Genomic DNA, 13,431 nt, shown 5'->3' on the forward strand with positions numbered 1-13,431 from the left:
TTTGGATTGATAAGTAGAGATAAACAAATCGTGAACCAAAAAAACAAAAGACTTTACAAGTGATGTAAAGTCTTAAAAAAATAAAAGTTATGAAAAATTAAATTGTCCCTCTCTTCTTCATCGATTAGGAAAATTATTTGTTTACCTTATAACGTTTATCCGGCGTGCCGTCTTTTTTTAATGTTTTGGCCGCTTTGTAACGTTTATCAGGGGTTCCGTCTTTTTTTAGTTTAACATCTGGTGTGTTTGCCACTTTCGCAGCCTGAGCCTCTACGGATCTAGTAGCTTTCTTTTCTGTTTTTTTAGCTTCTTTTTTTGCAGTAGCCGGCACTGTGGTTTGCGCTGTTGCCAGTCCCACTCCGAAGGTAAGTAGCAATGCTGTGAATAAATTTTTCATTTTCAGTGTTGTTTTGGTTTGACAAATTTATATTAAAAATCATTCTAAAATTAAGAATAAAAAACTTTAACCAGAAATTATAACAACTTAAAAACGCCTTAAAAATTAATACGATAGGCTAGACCGATATTCAGTAATGTTGCTTTGGAATAATATTTCTCGATGTCTGGATTCTGATTCCCGATTTTAGAATTATAGAAATTAAGTCTTGTATTAAGGACGATCTGCTGCGTTCCGTTGTCGTCCAAAGTATAGATAGCTTTTGCGCCCAGATTCAAACCGCCGTTTCCTTCGGAGAAATCCCCACGATTATCCAGGTAAGGACTTTTCATCCGGTAAGTGCTGTAACCCAAGATTTCCTCCACAAAAAAAACTTCCGTGATTTTGTCCTGATGGAAAATGTACCAGTCAAAATTATTCATCGACGGCGACCCAAGATAGCCAAATAATTCCGGTGCTTTGACATTAGCCAGAAAATAAGTGTACTCAACGCCCAATCCGAAGTTTTTATAGAGATTGATATTTCCACCCATCCCGAATCCATAAAAATACTCGAAGGCATCTTTCATAAAATTGTTTCCGAGCGATGTCATCACTTTCACGTGAGGTTCGAGAGAGTATTTTACATTTTCCGTCCAGTCTTGTGTTTTCCTTCTTTGCGAAAAAGTTGAAATCGAAATCACAACGAAAGAAAAGAGTAAGGTTTTCTTCATTATCTCAAAGTTATATCATTGAAAATAATGTAAGTCACGCCCTCAGGAATTTCGATACTAAGCGAATCGCTGGAGATTTTGCAACCTTGGGTGTCGGTAGAAAAAGATCTTATCTTGGAGTTCTTCAGTTGTAATTTATATATGCCTTTGTCATAAGGGCCGGCAAGCACAAAACTTCCGCTTTCTTTCGGGAAAGTTTCTGCGATGATCTTTTTGTCTTTAACAAGATGAATTGGGTCTTCCAAAAACTTGGCATCGGAATAAGTGACTTTCCCTTCTACATAAGCACGGAAAATGGATGCATCGTCTTCTTTACATTGTACCAAAAGAAGAAAAAGCACACAAAAAATGGCTTGTATTTTGAAACGGAATTTCAAGCGCTCATAGTTTAAGGATGTAAAATTAAAACTAATTTTTTTGAAAAATAGTATCTTTGTAACAAATAACGATTCCGAAATTTTCTCGGAATCGCTTTTTGCGTTTATACCTACATTAATGGAATTAAAAAAAATCAATCAAAATCTGCTTCCGGACTTGCTTCAGAAACAATTCGGGAATGAGATTTTTTCTCAATTAAATAACAATCAACATATTTCGGTCAAAGGAAGTGCTGGTTCTGCGGTTTCAATTTTGGCTTCGGAACTTTTCTTGACTCAGAAAAAAACGATTCTTTATCTTGTTGATGATAAAGAAGATGCGCTTTACATCAATGCAGAAATGGAAGATCTGCTGGGAAAAGAAAATGTCCTTTATTTTCCCGCAACACATCTTGAACCGTATCAGGTCGAGAAAACTCAGAATGCGAATCTGGTTCTGAGAACCGAGGTTATCAATAAACTTAATTCCGGAAATGCTCCGAAAGTGATTGTAGCTTTTGTCGGCGCTTTGTCAGAAAAAGTTCTGAAGAAAGAAGATTTCAAAGCGATTTCTCATCAGATAAAAGTTGGTGACCAACTGGACTTTGATTTTGTGGACGAATTGCTGAATCATTATCAATTTAACCAAACCGACTTTGTTTCCGAGCCTGGAGAATTTTCCGTCCGAGGTGGAATCGTGGATGTTTTTTCTTTCTCTAATGAAAAGCCTTATCGTATCACATTTTTCGGAAACGAGGTGGAAAGCATCAAAACTTTCGATATAGAATCTCAGCTTTCTATTGATAAAATATCGGAGTTTCAATTGGTTTCCAATATGAATTTTTCGGTTTCGGGAAGCAAGGTTTCTTTTCTTGATATTTTGCCGGATGACAGTTTTATGGTTTCAAAAAATCTTTATCTTTCGACCAAAAGAATAAGAGACTTTTACGAAAGATCATTAGAAAAATTCGAAACGCTGAGTAAAGATATCAAACACCGGACACCGGAAGAGCTATTCATTTCTGAACCGGAGTTTCATAACAAATTAATCAAATTCAGAACGATTGATTTCAGTTCTCAAACTTTCAAACTCCCGAACTCTCAAACTCTCGAACTCAATCAAACACAACAACCGAGTTTTCATAAGAACTTCGAAATGTTGATTCAGGATCTGGAAGATAAACAGAGTCAAGGATTTGACACTTGGATTTCCTTCTCATCGGAGAAGCAAAAAGAAAGACTGGAATCGATTTTTGAAGAATTGGAACATGAGATTCCTTTTAAAAGTTTCAGATCCGAACTTCACGAAGGTTTTGTGGATGCTGAAAATAAAATTCTGGTTTATACCGACCATCAGATTTTTGACCGATATCAGCGCTACAAATCCAAAGACACTTTTGCAAAGTCGGAACAACTGACACTCAAAGATCTAATGTCTTTGAAAGTTGGCGATTACATTGCGCATATCGACCACGGGATTGGGAAATTTATGGGATTAGTGAAAGTCAATAATGACGGGAAAATCCAGGAATGTTTCAAACTGAGTTATAAAAATGGAGACTTGCTTTATGTGAGTATTCATTCACTTCATAAAATTTCAAAATATAACGGTCCGGACGGAAAAGAAATCGTTCTCAGCAAGCTCGGTTCGCCTGCTTGGAAATCCCTGAAACAGAAGACGAAAGCCAGAGTCAAGCAAATCGCTTTTGATTTGATAAAACTCTATGCGGAAAGAAAAACCGCTAAAGGCTTCCAATATTCACCGGATTCTTATCTTCAAAATGAGTTGGAAGCAAGTTTCCTTTACGAAGATACGCCAGACCAGGAAAAAGCGACCATTGATGTCAAAAAAGATATGGAAGATGAAGGTGTGATGGACCGATTGATCTGTGGTGACGTTGGATTTGGAAAGACAGAAGTTGCGATTCGTGCGGCGTTCAAAGCTGCGACGGACAGTAAACAAGTCGCAATTCTGGTTCCGACCACGATTCTGGCTTTCCAGCATTACAGAAGTTTCAAAGAACGTTTAAAGGATTTCCCTGTCAATATTTCTTATTTAAATCGATTCCGAACGGCGAAGCAGAAATCGGAAACCAAAGAAGGTCTTAAAAACGGTAAAATTGACATCGTCATCGGAACACATCAGTTGGTTGGTAAAGATATCAAGTTCAAGGATTTAGGCTTATTGATCATTGATGAGGAACATAAATTCGGAGTTTCGGTAAAAGATAAATTGAAGACGATGAAAACCAATGTCGATACGTTGACATTGACCGCAACGCCAATTCCCAGAACGTTGCAATTCTCATTGATGGCCGCGAGAGATTTATCCGTTATCAAAACACCACCGCCAAACCGTCAGCCCGTTGATACGAGCATTGTTGGCTTTAATGAAGAGATTCTGCGTGATGCGATCTCTTACGAATTGCAAAGAGACGGACAGGTTTATTTCATCAATAACAGAATCGAAAATCTGAAAGACATTGCCGGATTGATTCAGCGTTTGGTTCCTGATGCAAGAGTGATCACCGGTCACGGACAAATGGACGGAAAACAAATGGAGCAGAATATCCTCGATTTTATGGAAGGAAAATATGATGTTCTTGTAGCGACAACAATCGTAGAAAGTGGTGTTGACGTTCCGAATGCGAATACGATTTTCATCAATGATGCGCATAGATTCGGAATGGCGGATCTGCACCAGATGCGCGGAAGAGTCGGGCGAAGCAACAGAAAGGCATTTTGTTATCTGATAACGCCTCCGTTTGATATGATGACTTCCGATGCGAGAAAACGATTGGAAGCAATTGAACAATTCTCGGATTTGGGAAGTGGTTTCCAGATTGCGATGAAGGATCTGGAAATCCGTGGTGCAGGCGATTTGTTGGGTGGAGAGCAGAGTGGATTTATCAACGAAATGGGATTTGAGACTTATCAGAAAATGATGCAGGAAGCTTTGGAAGAACTGAAAGATGATGAGAATTTTGAGAATCTTTTCGAAAATGAAGAGGAAAGAAACAAGCTCATCAAATCCACAAAAGAAGTGAACATCGACACAGATTTGGAATTGATGTTACCGGATGATTATGTGAGTTCAACGGAAGAACGTTTATCACTCTATCAAAAACTTGCTGAAATCCAAAATGCGAAAGAGTTACAGGCTTTTGAAAATGAGTTGAAAGACCGGTTCGGAGAATTGCCAAGCGAAGCCATTAATCTTCTGAAATCTGTGGAACTGAAATGGCTGGCGGCGGAAATTGGATTTGATAAATTGGTGGTGAAGAATAAAGTTTTCCTCGGATATTTCCCTGCGAATCCTCAGGATAAATTCTACCAAAGTGAAAAATTCAAAAAAATCATATCTTATCTCACACAAAATCCGGCAGAAGCGACGTTAAAAGAAAAGAACAACCAGCTGATGATGCGGAAAGATAACGTGAAAAATGTGGATGAGGTGAATCTGGTTTTGAATAGGATTTTGGGTTAAAATTGATTATATTTGATTAATAAAATTTTAGAAATGAACATTTTAACAATAAGAACAGAAAACCCGAATTTACTTTCTTTGGTAAAAGATTTTCTGAAAAAATATAAAGAAATCGAAATTATAGAAGATGAGATTTCTGAAGATAAGTTGAAAATCTATCTTGAAAATATCCGAGAAAAAGCCAATAAAGAAAACTCCATTGATTCCAAGGAGATGAAGGATAAGTTCTTCCAAAAATTATGCGAATTAGATACACTAAAGAAGCAGAAGAATCTTTAATCGAAATTGCAGAATTTCTCTATTACAGATGGACGGAAAACGAGATTCGAGATTTGTATGCTGAACTGGAAACAGTTTTGGAAAATGTGTCTCAAAATCTGGTTGTTTATGAAAAGTTTTCAGAAAATATATTTCAAGCTTTGATTGGAAACAGAAATGTGAAATTTTATTTCTCGGTCAATCAGGATGAAATACTGGTTCTTTTTTTTCTTAATTGCAGGCAAAATCCAGACAGACTTGATTTTTTGAAATAAAGAATAATTCTTAATGAATCAATCTCTATTTAACGTTTGTAAAAGAAAATTCATTCTATTGTTTTTAACAACAATGGTTTCTCTCTGCAACGCCCAAATCCTGAAATATCATTACGACAAGGAAATGACTTTTCTAAGTGAAGCAGATAACGAAGCTGGGATTTCTGTGAGATTTAATTCTAAAGACAAATCGGTTCCTGTTTATTCCATTGGATTTGATTCTGAGAAAAAATCAATCAGAAATACGATCAATTTCTATTACACTTACAGGAATAATATCTACAGGATGGATGGCATTCTGTACAACAAAAAATTTGGGGCCGCCAACGGTTTTCGAACTTACAGCGCTTCATCGCCAGTCCGTTATTTCAAAAAGGCTTCGGATACTTTGTATGAATACAATTCCTATCGAGATTTGGAAAAAAGGATTGCAACAGACAAAGACGGAACCAAAATCGAACTGTTTGTCGCGAATCTAAAAGATAATATCGATTATTCTGAACCTGCGTTGTTTTACCTTTCGGAACATTATGGAATTTCGCCAGGTTTGGGAAAAGGTGAGATTGTGGTTTATGCAAATTATATCTTTAATAATAATTACAGTTCGGGAGATTTTGTAAAAATGAAAGATATTGATGAGGACTTGTACCTCAACAAAGAACAAATCGAATCTCTCATTGATAACAAATATCGGGAGTTTATAACAAAAATGGAGCCTGACAAGAAACCTATCTATTGTTCTGTAACATCATTTGGCAAAAATGTGGATGAAAAAACAACCGAAGAGCTGAATGATTTCCTCGGCAATATCTGCGAATGCTATGATCTGTGGAATAAACAGGAAACCAATGAGAATTTCAAAAGATATTTTGATTCTGAAATCAAAAGAAGATCTGAAATTTATAACAAAAATAGAACTCTAAATGAGAAACAACTGAAAACTTATCTTGAAGAATTGAATCAGCTTAAAAGTCAAAATTCATTAGAAAGTTTTGATTACAAATAGTTTCCCATAAATAATAATTAATTTTAAAAAATTAACTTTGCAACCAGAAAAAAGAAATAATGAAAAACATTTTATATTATATTACAATTGCCTTCGGGATCTTTACACTGTCCTCTTGTGACCCCAGCCAAGATGCGAACGGCGATTTTCTGAATGGTGTGGAATATGAGACCAATCCTAATAATGGAGGCTCTGGAACGACAACCAGGCTCTTAAAACAAATGAAGTCGCATCTCAAGGATGAAGAAACGGGGCAATATGAGGATGAAAATTACACCTATAATTATACCGGAACAAAGTTGATTTCGTATACTGATGCTGATGGAGAAGTTACCAAGTTTGACTATAATAGCAGCAACAAGATCTCTAAAATGTCCAACGCTGGAGAAACTGCTGTTTTCACTTATGCCGGGACTAATCTTACTAAAGTTGTTACAGAAGTTACTGGCATAGCAAAAATTACTGCCAATTATAGCTATTCCGGAGGAAAACTTTCGAAAATCATTTCTATTCAGGAGTATACAATTCCATTTCCTATTAAAGCATATTTCGAAACGACATATGAATTCCAAGGAGAAAACATGACGAAGTCTGTGACCAAAAATGGTATTTATAATCCTGTAACCGGAGATCTGGAAATGAGTCCGGAAACGAATACTTTTTCTTTCACGTATGATTCAAAAAAATCACCCTACAAACTTCTTCCTTTAGAATACAACCTTTCTTTGATTGGCATAGCTCCACAAGGTGGAAATTTTCTATCCACAAACAATTCTTTAAAAACAACTGTCACCAACACGGGTGCTTCTGCAGAAGTAATATCTTTTTCGCATGCTTATGATAGTAAAAATTATCCTACAAAAAGTACTGCCGGACAAGATTTTATCGAATATAAATATCAAGATTAATGAAATATCTTATTGTCGGCATCGGGAACAAAGGGGAAGAATATGCAGAAACCCGACACAATATCGGCTTCAAAGTGGCGGAGAAAATTGCTGAAAAGATAGAAGCCCCTTTCAGATCTTCCAACTTCGGACTACTTGCCGAAGGCAAATATAAAGGCAGAAAAGTACTTGTTCTGAAGCCTGATACCTACGTAAACCTCTCGGGCAATGCTGTCAAATTCTGGATGCAGAAAGAAAATATTCCGTTGGAAAATATTTTAATTATTACTGATGATCTGGCATTACCTTTTGGTTCATTGAGAATGAAAATGAAAGGAAGCCCGGCCGGACACAACGGACTTAAAAATATAGAAGCCGTTCTGAATACCAATCAATATACGAGACTGCGATTCGGGATCTCTGCCGAATTCAAAGATGGTCAACAGGTGGACTATGTACTTGGAAAATGGAATGAAGAGGAATACTCAAAATTGCCGGAACGAATCGAGAAGTTTTCCCAAGCTGCTTTATCTTTTGTATTTGCGGGTGTTCAGAATACAATGAGTGCTTTTAATGGGAAGTGACCTGATCAAATCTGTTGTTTTTCCAGAATCTATTTAGCAGACGGTCTTTTTCTGGTAAAAGCCAATAAAAAATCATTTGAGTTTATTTCACATTAAATAAGTAAGCCGGATAATAAATTACCCGGCCTACTACCCTAATTGTATGAAGAAAAAATATTTTCTATAACCAAGTTACAACGCCGGTTTCTACGTCGTAATTTGCGCCAACGATCTTGATCTTACCTTCGTCTTCCAGCCTTTTCAAAGTTGCGCTTTGTTTACGAATGTCCTCTATGGCGTGTTTTACATTGTGATGGTTCAATCTTTCTAGAAGATCTTCGTTCTTAGAAGAGCGTTCTTCACCATCTTTAATGATATTTTTGATGATCGGATCAAAATGTCCAATCAAGTGATTGAGATTATCCATTCCCAGTCCTTCGATTGCTGCTGCATCCAGCCCTCCTTTCAATGCACCGCATTTGGTATGCCCTAAAACGACAACCAATTTAGAACCTGCCACGTTGCAGCCAAATTCCATAGACCCAAGAATATCCTGATTTACAAAATTGCCCGCAATTCTTACACTGAAGATGTCACCAAGACCTTGATCAAAGATCAGTTCGGCAGATGTACGGCTATCGATACAGCTTAATATTACCGCAAACGGCCATTGCCCTTCGCGGGTATCATTCACTTGTGCCAAAAGATCTCTATTTGCTTTCAGATTGTTCACAAATCTCCGGTTCCCTTCTTTTAGAATTTCTAACGCTTTTTCCGGGTTAATAGTAGATTGTGTTTCTGATGTATGTGCTTTCATATTTTTTTAAATTTTAAGTGCGTTTTTTAATTGTTAATAATTAAAAATTTGATAATTTACATGGCTCTTTTATGTGTTACCACCACATGAGAATCCTGATCGCTCGCATAATCTCTATACGAAGTTTTGAATCCTACCAGTTCAACATCAATGTCTTCTTCTTTTGCTCTTACATTGGCAAAATCCTGGATCATTTCCAGTACATCTGTTGTTATATAAGAAGTCGTTTTTGCATCGATGATTACCTTCGATCCAGACTTGATGTTCTTCAATGTTTTCTTGATTGCTGCCTTATTTAGGAAGGAAACTTCCTCCGCCAGTTTTATCGTGATCTCGTCGGCGTCGTTTAGTGTTTCTCTGCTAAGGTAATAGGCACGTTTCATATTTCCCTGTAAGATATAAACAATAGATATCAGCAATCCAATTCCTACACCTTTCAAAAGATCAGTCGCTACAACAGCTACAACAGTTGCCACAAAAGGAATGAATTGGTACTTCCCATTGTGCCAAAAATGTTTGAATGTTGCAGGTTTTGCCAATTTATAACCTACCAAGATCAGAACGGCCGCTAATGTTGCCAATGGAATCAAATTCAGTATCACAGGGATTGTCAATACACAGATCAATAATAAAACACCATGTATGATTGCTGATACTTTGGATGTTGCCCCTGCATTGGCATTGGCGGAACTTCTTACAACGACGGATGTCATTGGTAATCCCCCAATAAATGAACTGACCAGATTCCCGATCCCCTGTGCTTTCAGTTCCAGATTCGTATCAGTGATCCTCCTTCTAACGTCTAATCTGTCAGATGCTTCTATGCAAAGTAACGTTTCGATAGATGCTACTATCGCAATAGTTGCCCCGGTGATCCAAACCTTAGGATTGGTAAAACCTGCAAGATCAGGAAAGGTCACTAAGTTTCGGAACTCCTCCAACGAAGTAGGGACAGGCAGATTTACCAAATGTTCCGGCGAAACAGCCAATGAGCTTCCAGAAATCTTGAAAAATTCGTTGATCAAGATTCCAGCAATAACTGCAACCAAAGCACCCGGCAATAACTTCAATCTTTTAAGGGACGGAATATGGTCCCAGGCCAGTAAGATTCCCATCGAGATCAAAGTAATAATGATCGCTCCCGGATGTATTGCCCCAAATAGTTCAGTAAAATAACCGATATTGAATCCGTTATCGAAAAGAGCCTCATGGCCTTCATAATCTTTGTCAAAACCTACTGCGTGGGAGACTTGCTTTAGAATGATAATGATTCCTATACCGGCAAGCATTCCTTCTATGACATTATTCGGAAAATAATTGGAGATACTGCCGGCCCTTATAAATCCGAGGATCAACTGAATGATACCGGCAATAATCCCTGCGCAAAGAAATAGTTCAAAAGCACCAATATCAGTAATGGCGACTAAGACAATTGCGGTAAGGCCCGCTGCGGGCCCGGATACAGAAATATTAGAATTACTGAGAGACCCAACTACGATTCCTCCAACAATTCCAGAAATGATACCTGATAATGGTGGTGCTCCCGAGGCTAATGCGATACCGAGGCATAATGGTAGTGCCACAAGGAATACGACCAGTCCGGATGGGAAATTTTCTTTTATCCCTCCCAGCAAAGATTTTGATTTTTGCATAATAAAATAGCAGAAGTCATTGATAATGAATATCAATTATTCTTTAAAAATGTTGATTGACTTAATACGAAATTTAGTTGCTGAGAATTAAATAACAGCAAAGAAAACGTTTGTAGAAAAACGATTACGATATATTAAGCTTCGGGAGGAGGAGAGAATATACTGAGTGACGGTGGAAAATATAATGTAGATTCCCAGTTCACAGTGATCTTATTATGAGTGTCCGCTTCATAAAACTTCAGGAAATCATGGATATCCATCGGTTTAGGAATTGTTTTTTCGTAGATTATGATTGTATTATTCGAGTGGGAATGTTCCTCTTCGCTGACCAAAACATTAGTTCTCGGCAATTCCCAACCCAATATTGCGGCAATTCCCGGAAGAGCCGTAAAGTTTAGAAAAACCATTAATGTTATGATACTTAGATACTTCATATACTTTTTGATGCGCTTATTTTTTTCTGCTCATCACCCAATCAGAGTCTGTCAGGTTATAGATCTTCTGAATGTCCTTTAATATTTTTTCAAAATCGATATCGAGATCGATTATTTTTCCCGTTCTAAGGTCGAAGACCCAACCATGAACAACCGGAAACTCTTCCAGGATATAACGCTCCTGCACGCAGGCCATTTTGATTACATTAATACATTGCTCCTGAACATTCAGTTCCACAAGGCGGTCATATTTTTTATCTTCATCTATAGAATCCAATTCTTCCTGGTGCAGTCTGTAAACATCCCGGATATTTCTCAACCAGGGATTCAAAAGACCAAGGTCCTGGGATGTCATCGCTGCTTTTACACCACCACAGTTATAATGTCCGCAAACAATAATGTGCTTCACTTTCAAATGTTCCACGGCATATTGGATAACTGCTGTAGAACTCATGTCCAGAGTGTTTACAACGTTGGCAATATTTCTGTGCACAAATACCTCGCCTGGCCCTAATCCCATCAGTTCCTCGGCCGTAGCACGACTGTCAGAACATCCAATGTATAGATAGTCGGGATGTTGTGTTTTAGCAAGATTGTGAAAATATTCCGGGTCATCCGAAATCTTTGACTCTACCCACTTTTTATTGTTTTCGAAAATAGCTTTATACGAGTGCGCCATAACGATAATGTTATATCAACAAAGATTATCAGTTTCTTTGAAATTATTTTCAAAACCAATAGACCAAATCAATAATCATACAAAAATAGTGGTTTAATCCTAAAAAAAAGAATATTTAACATACTTTTAATATTATAAATTTAAAGGATTTTAGAAAAGTAACCTGATCGTTAAAACAATATTTCCATAATTGATCCTTATCATTCAATTATTACTGAAATATATCGACATGATCATGAAGAAAAAATGAATTTTTATTAAGTAATAAGGAATCTGTTCATTCTAATTCTTATTTTTGCAAAAAAATTGACCGTTGGTAAGAATTGCAGAACATAATGATTGGGTGGTATATTGTATTCTCGGGAGTATTTTTATATACATTATCCTTTTGTCTGTTTTTCAAAGGGATGCCAACATCAAGGAATTTTTGCTGCAAAAAATAGAAGATTCCAGCAATCTTACACCATCCTGGCTAATTATATCTATTGTGAAATGTATAATGACGGCCCTCCTACTATCACAATTTGTCCCGATTGTCCCAAAGCTTTTTACCATTGATGTTCTGGGATTTCAGATCAATAAATTCGGCTTTACGCTTTTGACGTTATTAACTTTTGACATTATCAGGAATATTCTGACCTTTCTGTTCTACTCCAGCATTGGTAGCGGCAAAAACCTGAAAGGGCTGACCTTGGTCTCAAGCAAATTCTATTTTCTGGAATCCATCATTTTCATAATGGCATCTTTTGCACTTTATTTTTTCCCAATCGACTTGGTAAAATATTTCTATTTCATTATTGGTCTGGTTGTTGGTTCATTCATTTTGAAAAATTTAATATATATTTTCCATAACCAGTCTATTTTACCCGAAAAATGGTATTATAAATTTTTGTATATTTGCACGCTTCAAATAGTACCCGTTTTGGTACTTTGGAAGTTCTTATTTTATTAATATAACATACACGTTATAAGATGAAAATCAAATCTATTTTAGTTTCGCAACCTGCTCCGAATGAATCATCACCTTATTTGGAAATTGCAAAAAAAGAGAAAATCAAAATCGATTTTCGTCCTTTTATTCACGTAGAAGGTGTGGATGCGAAAGAACTCAGAACCCAGAAAATTGACCTGGCCCAATATACCGGGATAATTTTCACGAGTAAAAATGCAATCGACCATTATTTTCGTCTTGCTGAGGAAATGAGATTCTCTGTTCCAGATTCTATGAGGTACATCTGCCAGTCAGAAGCGATTGCCAATTATCTACAGAAACACATTGTTTACAGGAAAAGAAAAATCAGTTTCGGAGAGAAGAATTTCTCTGACCTGGCTGCTCTATTCAAAAAATATCCTTCCGAAAAATATCTTTTGCCTTCTTCCGATGTTCTAGGTCCGGAAATACCAAAAGTTCTGGATGCCGCTAATGTGGACTGGACAAAAGCAATAATGTACAAAACCGTTGCAAGTGATTTGACAGATATCAATATCAAGGATTATGATATGTTGGTATTTTTCAGCCATCAGGGAATAAAATCTTTAGGAATCAATTTTCCTGATTTTGAACAAAATGATACCAAAATTGCGGTTTTTGGAACAACAACCCAGGCTGCTGCAGAAGAAGCAGGATTGACCGTCAATGTAATGGCACCAACCAAAGAAACACCATCTATGACAATGGCCATAGAAAAATATGTCAGAAGCATCAACAAATAATTGTTGACCACATAAATCAAAACCGTCTTCTTTCTGAGAAGATGGTTTTTTGTTTATTTTTGTTGGATCTGAAAATCTCTTCAGAAAACTTTTAACCACATAGATACATCGTTTTCTGAATAATTAATTGGATTGTTAAAGTTTAAATAGAAGATATTTAAATTCTCTCTATTTTCTTTAAATAAAATTTTAAT

Annotated in this window: 15 protein-coding genes; 8 read left to right on the forward strand and 7 right to left on the reverse strand. The window is 36.7% G+C overall.

Features of this window, described 5'->3' with window-relative positions; all coding sequences use genetic code 11:
• Positions 1 to 133: 133 nt before the first annotated feature.
• From K319_RS0105925 to K319_RS0105935, 3 genes are all read right to left on the reverse strand, one after another.
• Positions 134 to 397 carry a hypothetical protein gene (locus K319_RS0105925; protein ID WP_027382810.1) on the reverse strand — a complete coding sequence of 88 codons (264 nt, stop codon included), beginning with the start codon at positions 395 to 397 and terminating at the stop codon, positions 134 to 136.
• 98 nt (positions 398 to 495) lie between these two features.
• Positions 496 to 1,110, reverse strand: coding sequence for a hypothetical protein (locus K319_RS0105930; protein ID WP_027382811.1), 615 nt, complete (start codon positions 1,108 to 1,110; stop codon positions 496 to 498).
• Positions 1,110 to 1,451 (reverse strand): hypothetical protein, encoded by a 342-nt coding sequence (locus K319_RS0105935; RefSeq protein ID WP_169712652.1) that lies wholly within the window; start codon positions 1,449 to 1,451, stop codon positions 1,110 to 1,112. Before K319_RS0105935 ends, K319_RS0105930 begins: the two co-directional genes overlap by 1 nt.
• 154 nt (positions 1,452 to 1,605) lie before the next feature.
• On the opposite strand from K319_RS0105935, the gene mfd reads away from it, so the two are divergent.
• Genes mfd through pth form a run of 6 tightly spaced genes read left to right on the forward strand, consistent with a single transcriptional unit; the run spans position 1,606 to position 7,963 of the window.
• Positions 1,606 to 4,953 carry a transcription-repair coupling factor gene (gene mfd, locus K319_RS0105940; RefSeq protein ID WP_027382813.1) on the forward strand — a complete coding sequence of 1,116 codons (3,348 nt, stop codon included), beginning with the start codon at positions 1,606 to 1,608 and terminating at the stop codon, positions 4,951 to 4,953.
• A 33-nt stretch (positions 4,954 to 4,986) separates the two neighbouring features.
• A complete protein-coding gene (locus tag K319_RS0105945; RefSeq protein WP_156907056.1) occupies positions 4,987 to 5,232 on the forward strand; it encodes a hypothetical protein in 246 nt (81 codons plus the stop codon).
• Positions 5,193 to 5,486, forward strand: coding sequence for a type II toxin-antitoxin system RelE/ParE family toxin (locus K319_RS0105950; protein ID WP_027382815.1), 294 nt, complete (start codon positions 5,193 to 5,195; stop codon positions 5,484 to 5,486). The genes K319_RS0105945 and K319_RS0105950 overlap by 40 nt, the downstream gene beginning before the upstream one ends.
• A 13-nt stretch (positions 5,487 to 5,499) precedes the next feature.
• Positions 5,500 to 6,492 (forward strand): hypothetical protein, encoded by a 993-nt coding sequence (locus K319_RS0105955; protein ID WP_156907057.1) that lies wholly within the window; start codon positions 5,500 to 5,502, stop codon positions 6,490 to 6,492.
• A 59-nt stretch (positions 6,493 to 6,551) separates the two neighbouring features.
• Complete coding sequence (locus K319_RS0105960; protein ID WP_027382817.1) at positions 6,552 to 7,400, forward strand: hypothetical protein; 849 nt, start codon at positions 6,552 to 6,554, stop codon at positions 7,398 to 7,400.
• Complete coding sequence (pth, locus tag K319_RS0105965; protein ID WP_027382818.1) at positions 7,400 to 7,963, forward strand: aminoacyl-tRNA hydrolase; 564 nt, start codon at positions 7,400 to 7,402, stop codon at positions 7,961 to 7,963. The genes K319_RS0105960 and pth overlap by 1 nt, the downstream gene beginning before the upstream one ends.
• Before the next feature lie 160 nt (positions 7,964 to 8,123).
• Here pth and K319_RS0105970 read toward each other — a convergent pair whose 3' ends face one another.
• The 4 genes from K319_RS0105970 to K319_RS0105985 form a co-directional block, all read right to left on the reverse strand.
• Positions 8,124 to 8,759 (reverse strand): carbonic anhydrase family protein, encoded by a 636-nt coding sequence (locus K319_RS0105970; RefSeq protein ID WP_027382819.1) that lies wholly within the window; start codon positions 8,757 to 8,759, stop codon positions 8,124 to 8,126.
• Between the two features lie 56 nt (positions 8,760 to 8,815).
• Positions 8,816 to 10,411, reverse strand: a complete 1,596-nt coding sequence (locus K319_RS0105975) for a SulP family inorganic anion transporter (protein ID WP_027382820.1) — start codon at positions 10,409 to 10,411, stop codon at positions 8,816 to 8,818.
• 134 nt (positions 10,412 to 10,545) lie between these two features.
• Positions 10,546 to 10,845, reverse strand: coding sequence for a hypothetical protein (locus K319_RS0105980; RefSeq protein ID WP_027382821.1), 300 nt, complete (start codon positions 10,843 to 10,845; stop codon positions 10,546 to 10,548).
• 16 nt (positions 10,846 to 10,861) lie between these two features.
• Positions 10,862 to 11,524, reverse strand: coding sequence for a carbonic anhydrase (locus K319_RS0105985; protein WP_027382822.1), 663 nt, complete (start codon positions 11,522 to 11,524; stop codon positions 10,862 to 10,864).
• 313 nt (positions 11,525 to 11,837) lie between these two features.
• Between K319_RS0105985 and K319_RS0105990 the strand changes: the two genes are divergently transcribed.
• On the forward strand, positions 11,838 to 12,476 hold the full coding sequence (locus K319_RS0105990) for a DUF4271 domain-containing protein (RefSeq protein ID WP_027382823.1): 639 nt from the start codon (positions 11,838 to 11,840) through the stop codon (positions 12,474 to 12,476).
• Between the two features lie 20 nt (positions 12,477 to 12,496).
• On the forward strand, positions 12,497 to 13,237 hold the full coding sequence (locus tag K319_RS0105995; protein WP_027382824.1) for a uroporphyrinogen-III synthase: 741 nt from the start codon (positions 12,497 to 12,499) through the stop codon (positions 13,235 to 13,237).
• The last annotated feature ends 194 nt before the right edge of the window (positions 13,238 to 13,431 follow it).

Source organism: Epilithonimonas caeni DSM 17710 (assembly GCF_000426465.1).
Classification (GTDB): Bacteria; Bacteroidota; Bacteroidia; order Flavobacteriales; family Weeksellaceae; genus Epilithonimonas; species Epilithonimonas caeni.